19 protein-coding genes are annotated in these 19515 nt (G+C 50.5%); 5 read left to right on the forward strand and 14 right to left on the reverse strand.

The window, feature by feature from the left end:
- Positions 1-152 precede the first annotated feature (152 nt).
- Positions 153-413: a 30S ribosomal protein S20 gene (gene rpsT, locus C9I99_RS20550; protein WP_107350704.1), complete on the forward strand. Its 261-nt coding sequence runs from the start codon at positions 153-155 to the stop codon at positions 411-413.
- A 78-nt stretch (positions 414-491) separates the two neighbouring features.
- On the opposite strand, the gene C9I99_RS20555 is transcribed toward rpsT, so the two are convergent.
- The 4 genes from C9I99_RS20555 to nhaA form a co-directional block, all read right to left on the reverse strand.
- On the reverse strand, positions 492-788 hold the full coding sequence (locus C9I99_RS20555; RefSeq protein ID WP_107350705.1) for an ArsR/SmtB family transcription factor: 297 nt from the start codon (positions 786-788) through the stop codon (positions 492-494).
- Positions 789-894: 106 nt separating this feature from the next.
- Complete coding sequence (gene nhaR, locus C9I99_RS20560) at positions 895-1785, reverse strand: transcriptional activator NhaR (RefSeq protein ID WP_107350706.1); 891 nt, start codon at positions 1783-1785, stop codon at positions 895-897.
- Positions 1786-2045: 260 nt separating this feature from the next.
- Positions 2046-2312, reverse strand: coding sequence for a hypothetical protein (locus C9I99_RS20565; RefSeq protein WP_107350707.1), 267 nt, complete (start codon positions 2310-2312; stop codon positions 2046-2048).
- Positions 2309-3487 carry a Na+/H+ antiporter NhaA gene (nhaA, locus tag C9I99_RS20570; protein WP_107350708.1) on the reverse strand — a complete coding sequence of 393 codons (1179 nt, stop codon included), beginning with the start codon at positions 3485-3487 and terminating at the stop codon, positions 2309-2311. Before nhaA ends, C9I99_RS20565 begins: the two co-directional genes overlap by 4 nt.
- A 481-nt stretch (positions 3488-3968) precedes the next feature.
- Here nhaA and C9I99_RS20575 point away from each other — a divergent pair, with 481 nt between their 5' ends.
- On the forward strand, positions 3969-5114 hold the full coding sequence (locus C9I99_RS20575; protein WP_107350709.1) for a Na/Pi symporter: 1146 nt from the start codon (positions 3969-3971) through the stop codon (positions 5112-5114).
- A gap of 410 nt (positions 5115-5524) precedes the next feature.
- On the opposite strand, the gene C9I99_RS20580 is transcribed toward C9I99_RS20575, so the two are convergent.
- The 5 genes from C9I99_RS20580 to rppH form a co-directional block, all read right to left on the reverse strand.
- Entirely contained in the window at positions 5525-6376 is an 852-nt protein-coding gene (locus C9I99_RS20580; RefSeq protein WP_107350710.1) for a thymidylate synthase, read from the reverse strand.
- A gap of 133 nt (positions 6377-6509) precedes the next feature.
- A complete protein-coding gene (lgt, locus tag C9I99_RS20585; protein ID WP_107350711.1) occupies positions 6510-7316 on the reverse strand; it encodes a prolipoprotein diacylglyceryl transferase in 807 nt (268 codons plus the stop codon).
- Positions 7317-7358: 42 nt separating this feature from the next.
- Complete coding sequence (locus tag C9I99_RS20590) at positions 7359-8180, reverse strand: sulfite exporter TauE/SafE family protein (RefSeq protein WP_243734665.1); 822 nt, start codon at positions 8178-8180, stop codon at positions 7359-7361.
- A 32-nt stretch (positions 8181-8212) separates the two neighbouring features.
- Positions 8213-10468: a phosphoenolpyruvate--protein phosphotransferase gene (gene ptsP / locus C9I99_RS20595; protein WP_107350712.1), complete on the reverse strand. Its 2256-nt coding sequence runs from the start codon at positions 10466-10468 to the stop codon at positions 8213-8215.
- 27 nt (positions 10469-10495) lie between these two features.
- Positions 10496-11014: an RNA pyrophosphohydrolase gene (gene rppH, locus C9I99_RS20600; protein WP_107350713.1), complete on the reverse strand. Its 519-nt coding sequence runs from the start codon at positions 11012-11014 to the stop codon at positions 10496-10498.
- 580 nt (positions 11015-11594) lie between these two features.
- On the opposite strand from rppH, the gene mutH reads away from it, so the two are divergent.
- On the forward strand, positions 11595-12263 hold the full coding sequence (gene mutH, locus C9I99_RS20605; protein ID WP_107350714.1) for a DNA mismatch repair endonuclease MutH: 669 nt from the start codon (positions 11595-11597) through the stop codon (positions 12261-12263).
- A 6-nt stretch (positions 12264-12269) separates the two neighbouring features.
- Here mutH and C9I99_RS20610 read toward each other — a convergent pair whose 3' ends face one another.
- A complete protein-coding gene (locus C9I99_RS20610) occupies positions 12270-12572 on the reverse strand; it encodes a DUF6482 family protein (protein WP_107350715.1) in 303 nt (100 codons plus the stop codon).
- Positions 12573-12749: 177 nt separating this feature from the next.
- On the opposite strand from C9I99_RS20610, the gene C9I99_RS20615 reads away from it, so the two are divergent.
- The gene (locus C9I99_RS20615) at positions 12750-13784 is read left to right on the forward strand and encodes an NADP(H)-dependent aldo-keto reductase (RefSeq protein ID WP_107350716.1); all 1035 of its coding nucleotides are present in this window, start codon (positions 12750-12752) and stop codon (positions 13782-13784) included.
- Positions 13785-14038: 254 nt separating this feature from the next.
- Here C9I99_RS20615 and C9I99_RS20620 read toward each other — a convergent pair whose 3' ends face one another.
- Positions 14039-14287, reverse strand: coding sequence for a hypothetical protein (locus C9I99_RS20620; protein WP_107350717.1), 249 nt, complete (start codon positions 14285-14287; stop codon positions 14039-14041).
- Between the two features lie 180 nt (positions 14288-14467).
- Here C9I99_RS20620 and C9I99_RS20625 point away from each other — a divergent pair, with 180 nt between their 5' ends.
- Positions 14468-14725 (forward strand): hypothetical protein, encoded by a 258-nt coding sequence (locus tag C9I99_RS20625; RefSeq protein WP_170108144.1) that lies wholly within the window; start codon positions 14468-14470, stop codon positions 14723-14725.
- Here C9I99_RS20625 and C9I99_RS20630 read toward each other — a convergent pair.
- From C9I99_RS20630 to lysS, 3 genes are all read right to left on the reverse strand, one after another.
- Entirely contained in the window at positions 14676-16010 is a 1335-nt protein-coding gene (locus C9I99_RS20630) for a sigma-54-dependent transcriptional regulator (RefSeq protein WP_107350781.1), read from the reverse strand. The genes C9I99_RS20625 and C9I99_RS20630 overlap by 50 nt on opposite strands.
- Before the next feature lie 217 nt (positions 16011-16227).
- Positions 16228-17508: a dicarboxylate/amino acid:cation symporter gene (locus C9I99_RS20635; RefSeq protein WP_107350719.1), complete on the reverse strand. Its 1281-nt coding sequence runs from the start codon at positions 17506-17508 to the stop codon at positions 16228-16230.
- 497 nt (positions 17509-18005) lie between these two features.
- Positions 18006-19514, reverse strand: coding sequence for a lysine--tRNA ligase (lysS, locus tag C9I99_RS20640; protein WP_107350720.1), 1509 nt, complete (start codon positions 19512-19514; stop codon positions 18006-18008).
- Between the last annotated feature and the right edge of the window lies 1 nt (position 19515).

The raw sequence follows: 19515 nt of genomic DNA on the forward strand, positions 1-19515 counted from the left end.
TAAAATCTGCCGCCATATTAACCGTGTTATTCCGCAAGTGCCAATTCAATTGGTTAGGCGGTTATTTGCACAAATCATTTGACAATCACGGGCAAAAGAGGCATAGTCCTCGGCCTTAAAATGTCACCGTACCAAGTTTTGGAGTTATACCCTTGGCTAACATCAAATCTGCTAAGAAACGTGCGATCACTTCAGAAAAACGTCGCCAGCACAACGCTAGCCGTCGTTCTATGATGCGTACTTTCTTCAAGAAAGTTATTGCTGCTATCGAAGCGGGCAACAAAGAAGCTGCTACTCAAGCTTTCACTGAAATGCAACCTGTTATGGATCGCATGGCTACTAAAGGCCTGATCCACAAAAACAAAGCTGCACGTCATAAAGCTCGTCTAGCTGCAAAAATCAAAGCTCTTTAATTTGAGTTTCTGATTTTGATAAAAAAACCGGCGTAAGCCGGTTTTTTTATATCTGCTTTACAATAATCACTGCGCTGCCTAGGTCCCGCAATACATCTTGTGTAACAACTGTATCATCGCTTTGACCTCATCGCTCTTGAGCCGGTAATACACCGTCTGAGCAACCTTCCTTGTCTCTACCAGGCCATCGCGCCGCAACCAGGCCAAATGCTGCGATAACGCTGACTGGCTAAGACCCAGCCGCTCACTCATCATCCCGACCGACATTTCTTCTTCCAGTAAGTAACACAGGATAAATAAACGCCGCTCGTTGGCCATTGCTTTTAGCAGAGCTACGGCTTTAGGGGCATTTTGCTCCATTTGCTGTAGTTCCATACTGCTACCACCTGTCAATTAAGTTAATGCTAATGTACTTAATTTAAACATGGTTTTCTAGCACACTGTATGGATATTTGAATCAAACGAACAAAAAACCGCAACCTTATTTAAACAGTTTTCTAAAGTCAGCCTCACATATCCGCTTGACCGCCGGGTGCATGATCATCCGTTCAGCGAAAATGACGTAATACTCTTCGCGAATTTCCTTCACCCGCTTCACCTCGCGGATATTGTGACTGGTATCTTCCAGCTCTGCGGCATAAATCGACGGAGCGACGAACATCGACTGCTGATATAGGCCAAAGGCTTTCATCAGGGCGGCATCATCAAACTCCCCGAGGATATTAGGGGTAATACCCATCTGATCAAACCAATGAATCAGCTTTCGCCCCATCGCCGTTCGCCGGCCAGGGATCAGCAACTTGTAATCCTCGATGCAGGCCGGAAAGTTCAGCGGCTTATCTGGCTCGGTACAGAAGAAGCTCATCGTCGACTCCCCTAGCTTCTTACTGTACAGACCTGGACTCTGGGTAGAGTCCACCGGACAATCCGACAGGATCATATCCAGCTTGTGCTGTGACAGTTGCTCCAGCAACATTTCGTGGGTTGACTCATAACAACGCAGATGAATGCGCTCATCTTCCGGCAAGCCTTCCATCAAAACTTTGCTGACAAGGCGTTTTGACAGTGCATCGGCCACCCCCACCTCCAGCAGCAAATTCTCGCGCTGGGTGTAATTGACGATATCCAGCATCTCGTAGCTAAGATCGAACATCTTATCGGCGTACTTGAAAACCAATTGGCCAAGTTCGGTCGGTTCGATATTCCGGCCGACTCGCTTGGTCAGTTTACCTTTGAGGCGCTCTTCCAGCGCCCTGATTTGCCCGGTGACCGTCTGTGGCGCCAAAAACAACGCATCGGCAGCCTTGGTGACGGAGCCCTGCTTGCAGACCATCCAAAAGTAATAAAGGTGGTTGTAGTTAAGGTGAGACATGTTTAGCAACCATATTCCATAGCAGTGTATTTCCAATCGGGACGGGTAAGGACCAACGTAGAGGTTGAATAACCGAGTACAAGAAGAGTTTACGGTAACATCGTCAAGTTACCAAAATGCCGATTAGAAATTCGACTGCCCTAAAAATAAAAACCCAGAAGCCAGCTTACGCTGAGCTTCTGGGCGCTTCAACCGTAATCATTCATTCACCAATGAAATATTACACTTATTCAGTTTTCATATAGCGGAAAAAATGTTTATCACTCAACTGTCGAAGGGGCTTTTTGCTCAATCGACGTCATTTTACGATAGCGCTCACCAACCCGCTGCTCCAAAGCCCTGGAGCGAAATGGACTGTCGTTCTTAACCATCGCCGTGGTCTCCTCTGCTGACTTGGCTTGATTCAAACCAGCCAAGTAAGCCTGGCAGATGTCAGAGCTGCTGTCTTGGTTACAGCTCTGATAATCCGGTACGGCCATCACAGAAGCAGACATCATGATCCCAGCTACAATCAGTGCGCGTTTCATATTACACCTCCATTTTCCTTGGCAACAGTCCTAGGCAGCGACCGACTCAGCATCGTGTAGCCCACGACCGCTGATATTGTCGACCCCAACAAAATCCCTAGACGAGAATATGTACTGAAGTCCTCTGGTGCGCCGACAAAGGCCAACGACGAAATGAAGATGGACATGGTAAAACCGATACCACACAGTACTGAGACCGCGAAAATCTGTCTAAAGCCAATACCTTCCGGCATGGTGGCTAGACCCGTCTTGATTGCCAGGTAACTTGCGGTGAAAATACCCAGCGGCTTGCCAATGATCAGGCCAAGGGCGATACCCAAAGGCAACATCGATGTCAGGCCAGACAAAGACACACCGTCTAGCGAGATCCCTGCATTGGCAAAAGCGAATAACGGCAAGATCAGGAATGCCACATATGGATGCAGGGCATGCTCCATTTTCTTGAGCGGTGAATGCTCATCCGATAAGCCATTTTCGCCGGACAGCGGAATGGCAAAACCCATCACTACACCAGCCAGCGTTGCATGGACGCCAGATTTAAGCACACTGACCCAAAGGATAAAGCCAACCACCACATACCAAGACACCTTGGTGACATTTTTTGCATTCATCACAAACAGAGCTGCTGTTGCCGCAAACGCCACAGCCAATGCCAAGGTGGACAGGTCGCTGCTGTAGAAAAGGGCAATGATCACGATAACGCCAAGATCATCGATAATGGCCAGCGCCAACAAAAAGACCTTCAGGGTAACGGGTACTCGGCTACCAAGCAGGGCCATGATACCCAGAGCGAAAGCAATATCTGTTGCTGCCGGAATAGCCCAGCCTTGGACCGCCAGTGGATCGGAAAAGTTAAACAGCACGTAGACCAATGCGGGTGCGGCCATACCACCAACAGCCGCAATGGCTGGGAAAATCGCTTTTTCCTTGGTATTTAGCGCCCCTTCAATCAGCTCACGCTTTACTTCCAAGCCAATGAGTAGGAAAAATACAGCCATCAGGCCATCGTTTATCCAATGAGAAATAGATAGGCCAGCAACATAGGTGTGTAACGTACCGTTGTATAAATCCTGCAACGGAGAGTTTGCTATCACCATGGCCACCGCTGCCGCGATGATCAGGATAATCCCACCAGCAGATTCTAGTTTTAAGAATTTACGAATCGCATCGGTCATTGACCGGAACTCCTTTGCATGAAACGAATATCACAATAAAAATGTAAATTTAGTTTAGACGTCACAGCACTAAACTGTTAAATCGTTTGTTCAGAATATAAACATCGGAAAAACCGAACAATAACTCTTCAATGTAAGCAATAACCGTACTGTCTTATTTACACTGTCATACTTGTCATTTTTCGCTGCTCAAAAAGCCAGCGACCACTAATTAATTCGAAAAAAAACATATTTACAAGCGAAAAAATTTTAACGACACCATGAAATAACCAAATCAAAAAATAGCCATTAAAATCAAAATTTTAAAATCAAAGAAAAATAATCGTCACACTCATGACGACGTCTTCACCTCGCAAAAAGAGCACAAACCTACTCTGTGACAGCAACTGTCATATTTCTGAAATAATCGATCTCTACCATCGCCCTCAGATTTCAAAAATATGAAACCCAAAAGACATATTCCTGTCATGGAGAAATGATTATGACTACCCAAGCCACTACTGCTGAACAGCCATTGAGCAGCTCTATGCGTTGGGTCCGCTGGGCTAATCTAGCGTTCATGCTTTACGTTCTACTTGTTGCTGTATCCGTTGTGAGCAGCGGCTTTAAACTATCTGTTGGTGAACAAGCTAAAACGCTCTTTGAGTTTGCTTCGCATCCGATTGCTGGCCTGATGATCGGCCTGGTTGCGACATCGCTTATCCAGTCATCCAGTACGGTAACATCTATCATTGTCGGCTTGGTTGCTGGCGGCCTGCCTGTTGAAACGGCTATCCCGATGGTAATGGGTGCCAACATGGGTACGACATTAACCAATACATTGGTAAGTCTAGGCCACGCTCGCTGTAAAGAAGAGTTCCGCCGTGCTTTCGCCAGTGCGACAGTTCATGATTTCTTCAACCTGCTGGCTGTTGCGATCTTCCTACCTCTGGAAATGATGTTCGGTCTGCTGGACAAAATTTCGACCTGGTTGGTATCGCCAATGATGGGCACCGCTAACATGGATATGGGTGGCCTTAACTTCATGAAAGCCGTGACAGGCCCGGGTGTCAGCCTAATTAAAGGTCCACTGTCTGGCTTTGGTACCATGGGTGGCTTTTTTATGATTGCCATCGGTATCGGTCTGATCTTTGTTTCTATTACAGCCATGGGCAAACTCATGCGCAGCCTGATGGTTGGGCGTGCCCGTGAAATCCTGAAAAGTGCTATTGGCCGCGGTCCAATGCACGGTATCGCTTCAGGTACAGTGGTGACAATTTTGGTTCAGTCGTCCTCTACGACAACCAGCCTAATGGTTCCGCTTGTCGGTACAGGCGTACTGAAAGTACGTGACATCTACCCGTTCACACTGGGCGCAAACATCGGTACATGTATTACGGCTCTATTGGCGGCGACCGCTGTGTCTGGTGAATACGCGGTATTCGCCCTTCAGATTGCTCTTGTTCACTTGGCATTTAACCTACTGGCAACGCTACTTATCTACGGCGTACCGTTCCTGCGTGAACTGCCACTGAAAGGGGCGTTCTTCCTCGGTGACCTAGGTACCAAGAGTAAAGCGGCTGTCGCAGGTTATGTTGGTCTAGTCTTTGTTATCATTCCAGGTGCAATCCTAGCAATGACAGCGTAAGTCCTACGCTAACCCCCGCTTTACAAGACCCCGCTCAGGCGGGGTTTTTTTATGGCCTTAGATTATCCTTCCATCAGCGTCCTCAGCACGGCAAGGCCCCCAACATTTACCCTCCACATCGCTCCTCTCCCTTAAAAGGGCCCAATCGCTTGCTAAGCGCATAAAACAATATCGGGGTGTGGTGCTATTAGAGATCATCCATTCACTCTACCAGCGCTCTTATAGCGCGCTGCTTCCATGGCGTGTTAGGTGCGTTCGTGGGCAGCTTCACCCCAAGTTGCAACCATGCACAAAATTACTCTCATTTGTTTTTTTTACCGACGCTCAAACATAAAAAAAGCCCCCAAAGGGGGCTTTTTAGTGGCAAAAACTATTTCAGCGACAACACCTTGTTACCAGGAGAAATATTTTTATACAGAAAAAGGGTACTTGATTGGGTCGTGATGCTGGTAGCCAACAACCTCGAAGTCATCCATCGTGACCCAAGTTTCAAGATCTTCCAGCGACTTGATGTCTGGATTGATCTTCAGCTGCGGCGATGGGAACGGCTCACGCTTAAGCTGGACATCACGCATTAACTCCAGCTGATCTTCATAGATGTGGGCATTGACGATTTTATGGTAGGCCTGACCCGGTTTGTGGCCAGTGATCTGGGCAACAATTGCCAACAGGGCAAAGACCTGAATTTGGTTGAAGTTCAACCCCAGCGGCACATCACAAGAACGTTGGTAACTGGTGAGATGCAGGGTATCCCCCAGCAAAGAAAACGTGTGGGTGTGCATGCACGGGCGCAAACACCCCATATCGAACTCGCCCGGGTTATAGAAGGTCAGGATTTCACCGCGATCGTCAATCCCCTTGCTCAGGTTATCGATGATCTTGCGCAGCTGGTCAATCGTGCTGCCGTCAGGTTTTTGCCAGCTACGCCCCTGAACACCGTAGACGCGGCCCATATCATCTTCACCCTTACGATGCGGGTTGGCCTGCCACGCGGCGTTGTCATTGGCATTCATGTCCCAGGTTTTGGTACCTAGAGCACGGAAGTCAGCGGCATTGTCATAACCACGGATATAGCCCAGCATCTCGGCAATCGCGGCTTTCCAGAAGCTTTTACGCGTGGTGATCAGCGGAAACTGGTTGTTGGCTACATCATAGTTCAAATCGGCATTGATCACCGTCAGGCAACGCTTGCCTGTCCGTTCGTTCTCAACCCAAACTCCTTCGTCCACAATGCGCTGGCAAAGCGCGAGATACTGTTTCATGGTTCCGCTGGCCTTAGTTCAACAAATAAAGTGCGGCCAATTTTACACGAATACATGAATTATTCAGGAGATATTATCTTCACGTATAAAAAAGGGCAGCCCAATCGCTGCCCTGTCTCAGTGTGTATTCGGATTAGGCGGTTTTACCTTTCGGCTGGTATTTATAAGCCCACAGCATCATCAGGGCTCCGCCAATGACCATTGGTAGCGACAGGATCTGCCCCATGCTGATCCAACCGGCAAACAGGCCAAGGTGCGCATCCGGCTCTCGGAAGTACTCGGCAATGAAGCGGAACACCCCGTAGCCAAACAAAAACAGTCCTGATACCGCCCCAGCCGGACGCGGCTTGCGAATGAATACATTAAGAATAATCAGCAGTAAGAAGCCTTCCATGAAGAACTGATATAACTGCGAAGGATGGCGAGGCAGATCCCCTCCTGTAGGGAAGATCATGGCCCAAGGCACATCGGTGACACGCCCCCATAGCTCGCCGTTAATAAAGTTGCCCAAACGCCCTACCGCCAAGCCAAAAGGCACCAGCGGGGCAACAAAGTCGGCGACATTGAAAAAAGTACGGTTATGCTTACGCGCATACCAGAACAAGGCCGCAATCACCCCGAGCAGCCCACCGTGGAATGACATCCCGCCCGTCCAGACCTTGAACAAGTACAGCGGATTATCCAAAAACAACGGGAAGTTGTAGAACAACACGTAGCCGATACGGCCACCCAGCACTACGCCGAGGAAACCGGCAAACAGCAAGTCGCTGACCTGATCACGGGTCCAGCCACTGCCCGGCTTGTCAGCTCTGCGATTGGCCAACCACATGGCAAACACAAACCCCAACAGGTACATCATGCCATACCAGCGAATGGCTAACGGTCCGATTTCAATCAACACCGGATCAATATTCGGAAACGTAATAAAACCTTGGCTCATCTAAACAATCTCTATTCTTCACAGGCGATATACCTATGATGATTATCCCATAAACATTTTGATACTGATAAACAGTAAAAAAACCGCAAATATTTTCTTAAGTACCGGTGTCGGCAGATAACTTACCCAAGCCGCACCAAAACGTGTCGTCTGCATCGAGACTAATACGATACCCAATAAAGCCGGCAGGTACACATAACCCAAACTCATCGCCGGCAGCGTCTGCTCACCCACCCCCGCCAACACAAACCCACTCATGCCAGCAATCGCGATCAGTGCACCAGAAAAAGAGGCGCACCCGATGGCCCGGCGCATTTCTACCCCATGCCAGTTCAAGTAAGGGACCGTCAACGAGCCACCACCAATACCGGCGAGGCTAGACACAACCCCTATCATCCCGCCAGAGCAAAATGTCCCCATCCCACCCGGCAAATCACGCTGGCTGCTAAAGCGCAGCGACAACAGCATTTGGGTTGCCAGCAATAACACAATAATGGCAAAGATTTTCGGTAGCATCGAGGAAGGCACCAATTCAGCGACGAAACTGCCGCCTAACCCTCCCAGAACAACTCCCGGCGCCAAGCGGCGAACAATGGCTAAATCCACGTTGCCAAGCCGGAAATGATTTCGCGCTGACGAGCCCGAGGTCAAGACAATGCTGGCCAAGGATGTCCCCAAGGCAATATGCATCACCAAATTGTCATCAATACCCGCTTGGGGCAACAACCATACCAGCGCCGGCACCACCAGCAAACCACCGCCTATCCCCAGCAGGCCAGCCAGGATCCCGACCACACCCCCTAGGGCTAAGCAACAAGCAAATACCCAAAGCTCGTTTGCATACAAAGACAACATGCCGGCCATACTACTTATACCAACCAACTAAAACGATCAATTTACTTACCGGCACGGATAAACCCACCCAAGCCATGGCCATCAACAAACTCAATGGTGTTACGCCTTACCTCATCAGCATAGATCGCCGACAGGGCGAAATCCGCCAATTGTTCCATGTCACTGACCGACACGTGGCGCAACATGTATTTTATCTTCGCCACGTTACGGGTATTCATACTGAGCGAGCGATAGCCCATCCCCACCAGCAACAAGGCACCAATCGGATCACCGGCTAACTCGCCACATACGCTGACCGGCAGTTCAAGCTGCTGACTGACGTCAATAATATGCTTGAGCGCATGGATCACCGCTGGGTGCAGCGCATCATAGACACCGGCAACCCGTGAGTTGTTCCGGTCAACCGCCAACAAATACTGAGTCAAGTCGTTGCTACCGACAGAAATATAATCCACCCGCCCTTTCAAGACAGGCAGCTGGTAAAGGATGGAGGGAACTTCAATCATGATCCCGATCCGTGGCCGGCGCAAGGCATACCCCTGCTCAGCCGCCGTTTTGGCCACTTCGGTATAGGCCCTTTCGATCAAGACCAACGATTCGTCCAGTTCAGCAATACCGGAAATCATCGGCAACAGGATATCCATATTGTCATGCCCGATACTGGCTTTGAGCATAGCCCTAACCTGAATCAGGAATATTTCTGGATGGTCGAGGGTAAAACGGATCCCGCGCCAGCCCAAGAAGGGATTATCCTCCTCAATAGCCAGGTAAGGCAGCGGCTTATCACCACCAATATCCAGGGTACGCATAACCACCGGCTTGCCGCCGTAGGTTTTGAGAATAGACTGGTACTGCTGAGTTTGTTCTTCTTCCGACGGAAAGCTGCGCTGCAGCAGGAAGGGAACCTCAGTACGGTACAAACCAACACCATCTACGCCACGGTTAACCGCGATGCTGGTATCGGCACTCAAACCAGCATTGAGAAAAATATTGATACGTTCATCATCAAGCGTCGCCGCAGGCTTATCCAACCCCGTTTCGACAACTTCAGCCAGCTCCTGCTCTTCTTTCTGCAAGCGCAGGTATTCAGCCAGCACATGGCGATTGGGGTTGACCAGCAGATCACCGCGGTAACCATCGACAATGACTTGGCAGTTGTGAATTTTTTCCGGGACAAAATCGACCCCCATCACCGCCGGGATCCCCAGCGCCCGGGAAAGAATCGCAGCATGGGAGTTCGCAGCCCCTTCCTGAGAAACCACCGCCGCCAGCTTGTCGCGCGGGACACTGGCCAGCATCGCCGCGGTCAATTCACGGGTCAGCAAGACGACCGGCTCCTCCCAAGAGTGATCAGTGGCTTTCTCGTTGGCCAGGAAGTACAACAACCGCTGGCCGAGTTCGCGGATATCGTGCGCCCGCTCCTTGAGGTAGGCATCTTCCATATTGGAAAAGCGGGCAGAATAGGTTTCCACTACCTGGCGAATCGCCCATTCAGCCAAGTCACCACCGGCGATTTTATGGGACAAGTCCTTGCGCAGCATAGGATCGTTGAGCAAGTGGCTGAACAAATCGAAAATCGCCAACGTTTCCTTGTGCAGTTCACTATCGAAACGCTTGCGCAGCCGACGAAACTCCGCACTCGCCAGCTCAATAGCAATGCTCAGACGCTCTTGCTCAGCATCCCGGTCCAAACAAGAGGCCGGTGCCACCAACTCAAGGCGGGGCTGATTATCATCCCACCAAGCACGGGCAACCGCGACCCCGGTTGACGCAGCCGAGCCCACCAAGTGCAAACCGTTATGTTGATCCGGCCACATTCCCTGTGCCTTGGCGTGGGCCAGCAATACTGCCAACTGCGCAGCCAGCGTGACCATAAAGGACTCTTCGCTCTCATCGAACTCGCGCTGTTCACGCTGCTGGATCACCAGTACCCCAAGTACTTGGCGCTGATGAATAATTGGCGTACCGAAAAAGGAACTGAAGGATTCTTCACCGATCCCGGGAAGATGTTTGAAATGAGGGTGATGCCGGGCGTCGGCAACATTAATTGGCTCAGCGCGGTCGGCAACTAGGCCAACCAACCCCTGACCAAAAGGCAAACCGACATGGCGGTGGGGCTTCTTGAGCCCCTTAGTGGCCATCAAGGTGAAACGCTGACGCTGGTGATCGGCAATGTATACCGAGCAACACTCTGTCTTCATCGCCTTACATGTGCTGATCACCAGTTGTTCAAGGGCATCAAGCAGACTCGGGGCCGCCGCCACCTTTTCAACAATTTCTCTTAGTTGCGTCAGCATAATCCGCCCCGCTCCCTACCAACAAGCCTAGCCGCGCTTGCCCCGGCGCTTTTTTCGTTCTTTGCGCTCTTTAAAAGGCATGGCTATAGCGGCAAACTCTTTTAATGCTCTGCGATAAACATCTCGCTTGAAAGACACAACCTGACGCACCGGATACCAATAGCTGACCCAGCGCCAACCATCGAACTCTGGCGTAGTGCCACGTTGCATATTCACCTTTGACTCATCACACTCTAGACTGAGCAGAAACCATTTCTGCTTTTGCCCGATACAAACCGGCTTGGAATCCCAGCGCACCAGGCGCTTGGGTAACTTGTAACGAAGCCAATGGCGGCTTGACGCCACAATGCGTACATCCTTCTTGGTTAGCCCTACTTCCTCGTATAATTCCCGATACATGGCTTGCTCAGGGGTTTCCCCTTCATCAATCCCACCTTGCGGAAACTGCCAAGAATGTTGTCCATATCGTCGAGCCCAGAATACTTGGCCATGGCTATTACAGATCACAATACCCACATTAGGGCGGTACCCATCGCCATCAATCACTGGACGACCTCAATTAAATCTCTATTAATAGTGATTTTTTCACAGACAATCCAATGGGTAAACAAACATTGTTATTTATCCGTCTATTTTCCTAGCCAAGCCTCATTATCTGGATAACTTCTGGTGTCTGGATACTTTATAAACATCGCAATGAGACATAGCCCACATTTATACACGTTTTCTGTGGATAGATTTGTGAAGAAGCCGTCAAACCAGCGGCACACTCTCGATATCAAGGCCTGTAACCAATATGGCCAGCGACTAAATTTTTAAATAAAAGCCTTATTAAACATAAATTAAAAATCAAACCACCCATCTCAACCAGACTTAAGAACACGATCATCCCCCCCTTACTCACCCAGCGGTCAAAGATCAACCAATCATCATTTTATCCACATAAAAAAGCGCAAAGCACTCAAAAAAGCACCGGCAAGGCGGTCAAATTACCACCCAACCCCTGTATAAATGCACAGATAGGCACGGGGAAAGTTTTTCCCGCATTGCCCCTGTGGATAACTAGATAATAGGATCCTCCACGACGGCTATGGTAGGATCTCCTGCCACAAAGAAGGTAAACGCCATGCAACCCACCCCGAAGACTGAACAGGAACTATTGATGCGTGCCAACGCCCTCGCCGGCATGACACTCGGTGAACTGGCGCAAATCGCCAATATTGCCGTCCCGCCGGATCTACGTCGTGATAAGGGCTGGGTGGGACAATTGCTGGAGTGGCACCTCGGTGCCAGTGCCGGTAGCAAACCGGTGCCTGATTTCACCGAGCTGGGTATTGAGCTCAAGACCATTCCTGTGGGATACCACGGCAAACCGCTGGAAACCACCTTCGTCTGTGTAGCTCCGCTGATAGGACTGCATGGCCTATGCTGGGAAAACAGCCATATACGCCATAAACTGGCCCGAGTACTGTGGGTTCCGGTTGAGGGGGAACGGGACATTCCGCTGGCCGATCGCCATGTCGGATCGCCACTGTTGTGGAGCCCTTCTCCTGAGGAAGAGCAGCAACTCAGGCAGGACTGGGAGGAGCTGATGGATATGATCGTGCTCGGCCAAGTCGAACAGATCACCGCTCGCCACGGCGAAGTGCTGCAATTGCGTCCGAAAGCGGCCAACAGCAAGGCGCAAACCGAAGCTTACGGTGCCAATGGTCAGCCAATCAAAACCCTGCCTAGGGGGTTCTACCTCAAGACCCAGTTTACCGCAGGCCTATTGGAAAAGTACTTTATCCTCTAGCAGAGCCTAAAGCGCGATTGTCATGTCTTCGCGGCAATGGCTCAGTTGACCGTCAGGCGAGAATTCATCATAGGGATCAATAACCCTTAATGTCACGCTGGTGATCCCCAATGGACGCAACAGCTCCCGCACCTGTTCAATGGACTGGAACTTGACCATATCCCCGCTCTCGGTCTTGAGTGGCTCGAGGTGATGTTTGTACTCCACCTCAAGCAGGTAGTCAGAACAACCGGCATAACTTGTCAGAATACAAGCAGGGATCGCCCCGTTTCCAGCTCTGGTCCAGTGTTTCAGTTGTGACAACTTCATCGCGCTTCCCCCAGCGTTGCTTTGTATGACCGACTACGACAATACCTAACTATTGGTCACAATCCCCTCCCCAGCAAGGCCAAGATAGCAACGCACCGAGGTGCTGTAGGACTTCTCACGCTATTGAACTCGCGCTATAGTCGAAGACAGAACACCTGCTGAGCCCAAGGAGGGCGAATGAAATACCACAAGATCCCTCACTCGAGTCTTGAGGTCAGCAAAATCTGCCTCGGCACCATGACCTTCGGTGAGCAAAATAACGAACAAGAAGCACATAGCCAGCTGGACTTGGCCTTTGAGCGCGGCGTCAACTTCATTGATACCGCCGAGATGTACCCCGTACCGCCCAACGCGCAAACCCAAGGACTCACTGAAACCTATATTGGTAGCTGGCTGAAAAAAACCGGCCAACGAGACAAAGTGATCCTCGCCAGCAAGGTGGCAGGCCCCCGCAATTTACCCTACATACGACCGGAAATGGCCCTGGACTGGCGCAATATCCACGACGCCGTCGAAGCCAGCCTCAACCGGTTGCAAACCGACTATATCGATCTGTATCAACTGCACTGGCCACAACGGGAAACTAACTGCTTCGGCCAGCTCAACTACCAATATCAAGAAGATCATTCCGGTGTGACCCTGACAGACTCGCTGGAAGCACTGGCCGAACTGGTCAGGGCCGGGAAAATTCGCTATATCGGTCTATCCAATGAGACCCCTTGGGGCGTGATGTCATTTTTGCGTCTGGCCGAAAAGCATAACTTGCCACGGGTAGTCACTATCCAAAACCCCTACAACCTGCTCAACCGCAGTTTCGAAGTCGGCCTGTCAGAGATCAGCCACCATGAAGGGGTCGAGCTGCTGGCTTACTCGCCGCTCGCATTCGGCACCCTCAGTGGTAAGTACCTCAATGGTGCCCGTCCGGAAGGAGCCCGCTGCAGCTTGTTCGAGCGCTTTTCGCGTTACTTCAAACCGCAAGGCATTGCCGCTACCGAAGCTTATGTCGATATTGCCCGCAAGCATGGTCTGAGCCCAGCCCAGATGGCACTGGCCTTCGTCAACCAACGCCCCTTTGTCGCCAGCAACATCATTGGTGCCACCACGCTCGAACAGCTTAACGAGAACATCGACAGCTTGGATATCGAGCTCAATGAAGAGGTGCTGCAGGATCTGCAAGAAGTCGGTATAGAGTATTCCAACCCTTGCCCATAACTTGCCAATCATCCCCACCAGCAAACCGCAGGCAAAAAAAAGCCCCCGTCATACGGGGGCCGAAAAACATTAGCTCAACCAACTTAGGTAGACACCTTTGTTGATGCCTGGCTACTTTACCTAAGCTTCGGCCCTTGCTCTAGTGAGCATTCGTCGCAAAGCGTTGGTAAATGTTACAAGCCATGACGGTCTATACCTGTTGCTAACAGTTCGTCATATCTTCCTCCCCCGCAAACGTATTACGGGGGAAGGCATTACGTCAGGAGTCTCGATTTGTATGCCCGTCTCAAACGGCGAACCTTACGGCTGGCAGGGGTGCTCAGCAGGAGCGGGGCAATACGCCGCTCCTTATCGATACCGATATCTTTTAGCATATACGCCGAAAGGTGGTATGGCAGGTGGACCTGAACACGACGGTGTTCACGCCGCCACTGGGCATCCTCGCGTTTTACATCGAGTTGGACAAGAAAGACAGCAAGGCGTAAATAAACAGATTGGCGCATAATGGTACTCTCCAAATTAATTACAGATAGTTGGAGGGACACAGATCCTGCCGTTTAGGCTGACAACATAAGCAAAACTTAACTAGCCGCGACAGAAACCCGCGGCCCATTGACACAGCGGATTGCCGTTAATGATTAGGTTTGATGCAGGTATCACCGAATGAACAGGTGTACGACATCATGATAGAAGTTGGCATATCAGTTCCTCCGGTAATAAGTTATGAAGATGTGAAATATGGGTTTATTGTAACAAGTCATGACTACAAAACAACCACTTGCAACAATAACGACGATAAAAACAACAATGCTCTGCGTTACGGTCTAGAGCGCAAACATTTGGTGAATTATTCACCACTATCACGTACGGCATCAGACAATGCCACCAGTATCAACTTTGGCGAAAGTGCTTGGGCGGTGGCACCAGATCATGCTTGTTGAGCAACCGGTACATGGTAGCCCTCGACACCCCCAACTCCCTGGCAGCGGCTGAAATCTGTCCTTTGTTGTTTTCGAGTACCGTCAATATTGCCCCGCGCTCCGAGTCCTCCCGGATTTTCTTGAGACTTTGCTTGTCGTCCAGCAGTCGCGGCAAGTCAAGGTGATCTGCTTCCAGCATCTTGTCGTCTGCCAGCAAGATGGCCCGCTTGATATGGCCTATCAACTCCCTAACGTTGCCAGGCCAGAAATAGTTCTCCAGCAATTGGCAAGCCTGAGGAGACAGTTGCTTGACAGGGCTGTTGTACTGGCGGGCAAACTTCAGCATAAAAAACTCTGCCAGCAACACGATATCTTCTCCCCGTTCGCGAAGTGCCGGCACCATCACCCCCAAGGCATTGAGCCGAAAGTACAGCGCCTCACTGATCAACCCTGATTCCAAGAGCTCCTCTTGTGAGTAGCGGGTTGAGACAATCACCCGAATATCTGCCGTCACTTTCCGACCCGATACGGTGATAAAGGTTTCGCCTTGCAGCAAGCGGACTAGCTCATGCTGGCGCTGGCGATCAAGCTGGGTAACTTCGTCAAGAAACAGCACCCCGCCATTTGCTGCAGCTAGGCAGCATTCGGGAGGTTTACCGGCGTCCAGCTCTGCCATCCAGCTCTCCGTCAACGATTCACACTTCACGCAGACAAACGCACTTTTAGCACGGGTCGATGCTTGGTGGATGGCTTGGGCAACTAACTCCTTGCCGGTACCGATCTCGCCCTGGACCAAGACGGGCACGTCGGCCATCGCGATCCGCTTGACCTGATGGCGGAGTTTCTTCATCGCCGCTTGCTCGCCCTGCAAACCTGATTGACCAAACACCCCTAGCTGCGGCCATACCCGATGCTCCAGCTGGAGCATCCCCAGTTGGTGACCGATGGTCGCGAGCAGCTGAGATTCAGGGACCGGATCGGTGAAGTAATCAATGCAGAAGTTAACAATGAACTGGCAGATGGCATCATGGCCTAGTTGGCGCTCTTTCACCAATGCCAGCCAGCGGACCTGCTTGTTGCGGTTTACCAGCCCAGCCACTCCTTGCAAACTAAAGTCATCCCGGGTGAGATCGACCACGCCAATGCAGGGACCGATCTCCAGCAGCAGCGATTCGGCAGTACGGAGATCGTAACAGCGATGGCAAGCCCAGCCCGCTTTTTCCAGCACCTTAATCCAGGTCGGAGTCCCCCCGCCTAAAATCACCAAAGTCCCCAAGACTGAGCTATTTCCCTTTGTTCTATTCATCCGCGATACCTTCTCGGCCTGAGCATCCATGTTGACTGAGGTATATTCAAGCAGGTGCGACACCATGCCATCCCCAGGCAACCAACACAATTAAATTAATGCGCAATTAATTTAATATTAAAATTGTAGCTAAGTCTGGCGATTGGAAGAAATTTTGGACGCAAATAAAAAAAGCGCCCGAAGGCGCTTTCATATTTCACTCTATTCAACCCTAATGTTAATTCACCGTAACGCGCTCGGGCTGTGGCTCGATGCTGGCTTCAGCAGTCCCGATTTCATTTTCTGACTTAGCCACGATGGTGTTGACGGCGGTGTCACCAACGACGTTCGAGCTGGTACAGAACATATCATTGATACGGTCAACAGCTGCAATGATGGCCAAACCTTCCGGTGGCAGGCCCAGTTGGTGCAGCAATACACCAACCATCACCACACCACCGCCAGGAACACCACCGGCACCGATAGAGAGCAACAGGATCGTCAAGCCAAGGGTGAAGATATCAGCACTATTGATCGGCTGGCCGAAAGCATTAGCGACGAACAGGGTTGCCAGAGCAATGTAGATAGATACCCCTGACATATTCATGGTTGCCCCCAGTGGGACACCAAAGCCAGCGACAGACTTGGACACACCAATCTTGTCTGTCAGGGTACGCATTGTCACTGGAATGGTTGCATTCGAGCTTGCGGTTGATAGCGAGAACAGGATCTGCTCGCGGGTATGGCGTAAAAACTCACTTGGCTTAATACCGGTCGCCAAGCCGACCATCATTGGGTAGAAGAAGAAAATCCAGAACACCAGCATCGAAACAACCAAGGCGACATAGCCTGCGACTGACATCAACGTGTTGGCATCCAGAGTCGCCCCCAATTGGATCATCAGGGCAAACACACCGAATGGCGCCAAGCTCATCACCAGGCCAACCAGCTTCATCATGATCTCATTGGCCATTTTGAAGGTCTTAATGGCTGGGCCACCACGGGTATCCAACGCCTGGATTGCCAGACCCGTCAGGATCGCCATAAAGATAATCTGCAGCATATCGCCATTGGCAAATGCCTGCACCGGGTTACTCGGTACGATGTTGACAATCAGCGAGAAGATATCCGGAGTTTCAGTCGTCGTCAGTTCAACGGCTTCCGACACGGTACCGGCCAAATTGGCATCGGCACCCGGTTGGAAAATCATCCCAACCGTTAGGGCGGCGGTGATAGCGATGATGGTATTGATAATGTAGAGGGCAAAGGTTTTACCACCAAGGCGCCCAAATGCGGTAATGTCCTTCAGTTCAACGATACCGCATACAATCGAGACATACACCAAAGGAACAACCAATAGCTTGATCAACGAAACAAACATGCCGCCAGCACCTTCTGCCAAGCCGAGCACATAGGTATCCATCAAGGTCACACCGTTAAACAGGTACTGTATTGCCGTACCGATGATCAGGCCGGCAAACAAGCCTGTAAATATCTTTCCTGATAGCGATTTCTTCATCGTCCATCTCCAGTCTGTTGTGCTTTAAAAACTCTATTTACTTCCCATTCCCGCTGTCCATCGCGAGATTGAGCGTCATTTTACACAGACAAAACAAACTTAAAAGAACATTTTTTACAATTTAGCCACAATTGAAACAGATCATTAATCACCAACATTCAGCCAAAAACACAAAATAAAACACTAAAACCCATGCATAACCGCAACTTATTCACATCACGAATAGCACAAAGTTTGGCGAGATGTGGCTCTGTATACAGAATTATCAATTACGGAAAACGTGCCCCTCATCACACCCACGCGTTCACTATACGAACATTTTGTAATCACATTTTATTATTGGAAACTATAAAAAATGGCTTTCCTGAGCCGGTTCAGAAAAGCCATTAGAGCCACCATAATGAGCTAAGGTAGATTTAATACAGCCACAAACTCATGTTGCAGGTATAAAAAAACCACCCCGGAGGGTGGCTTTCGTCATGCACTATCAGCGTGGATTAGTCGTTGTTCTGCGGGCGCATTGCCGGGAACAGAAGGACGTCACGGATAGTGTGAGTGTTGGTGAACAGCATTGCCAGACGGTCGATACCGATGCCCTGACCCGCTGTTGGCGGAAGGCCGTGCTCCAGTGCTGTAATGTAGTCAGCATCGTAGAACATCGCTTCGTCATCACCGGCATCTTTCGCTTCAACCTGTGCCTTGAAACGTGCGTCTTGATCTTCAGCATCGTTAAGCTCAGAGAAACCATTCGCCACTTCACGACCACCGATGAAGAACTCGAAACGATCAGTGAAGAACGGGTTGTCATCGCTGCGGCGTGCCAATGGCGAGATATCCGCTGGGTAACCTGTGATGAACGTCGGCTGGATCAGTTTTGGTTCAGCCGTTTCACCAAAGATTTCCTCTAGCAGCTGGCCACATGTCCAGAAATCTTCCACGTCAACGTGAACAGACTTAGCGATAGAAACCATTAGCTCGCGGTTCTGCAGATCTTCTTCTGTCAGCGCCTGAATTTGCTCGTGGCTCGGGTTGTAGTGCTTGATCGCTTCGAACATGCTCATGCGCGTGTAGGTACCGCCGAACTCAACCGTCTCGTCACCGTAAGGCATCGCCGTTGAACCCAGTACATCCATCGCAACCGTGCTTAGCATCTCTTCGGTCAGATCCATCAGATCTTTGTAGTCAGCGTAAGCTTGGTAGAATTCCATCATGGTGAATTCTGGGTTGTGACGTGGCGATAGGCCTTCGTTACGGAAGTTACGGTTGATTTCGAATACACGATCAAAGCCGCCGACAACCAAACGCTTCAGGTACAGCTCAGGTGCCACACGCAGGTACATGTCGATGTCGAGTGCGTTGTGGCGAGTGATGAACGGGCGTGCCGTCGCACCACCAGGGATCACGTGCATCATAGGCGTTTCCACTTCAAGGTAGCCTTTCGACATCATGAAGTTACGGATAGCCGCTACCAGCTTAGAGCGGATGATGAACGCATTGCGCGAGTCGTCGTTAACGATAAGGTCAACGTAACGCTGGCGGTAGCGCATTTCCTGATCGGTCAGGCCGTGGAATTTCTCAGGTAGAGGACGCAGCGCTTTGGTCAGCAGCACGTACTCGTCCATGTTCACGTAAAGGTCACCTTTACCTGATTTGTGCAGGGCACCTTTAACACCGATGATGTCACCGATATCCAGGCCAGAGTATTTTTCTTTCAGCTCTTTCTGAACATTCTTGTCAGCATAAGCCTGAATACGGCCAGAAACGTCTTGAATCGCAAGGAAAGGACCACGCTTAGCCATTACACGACCAGCAATCGACACTACGTGGCCTGCTTCTGCAAGCTCTTCTTTGCTAAGTTCGCCGTATTTAGCCTGCAGATCTGCCGCTAGGCTATCGCGACGGAAATCATTTGGGTGGCCGTTTGCTTTGCAGTTCTCGCGGATCTTATCCAATTTCGCGCGACGTTCAGCAATCAGCTTATTCTCATCTTGTAATTGATCAGTCATG

The organism is Photobacterium lutimaris (assembly GCF_003025555.1).
GTDB classification, from domain to species: Bacteria; Pseudomonadota; Gammaproteobacteria; order Enterobacterales; family Vibrionaceae; genus Photobacterium; species Photobacterium lutimaris.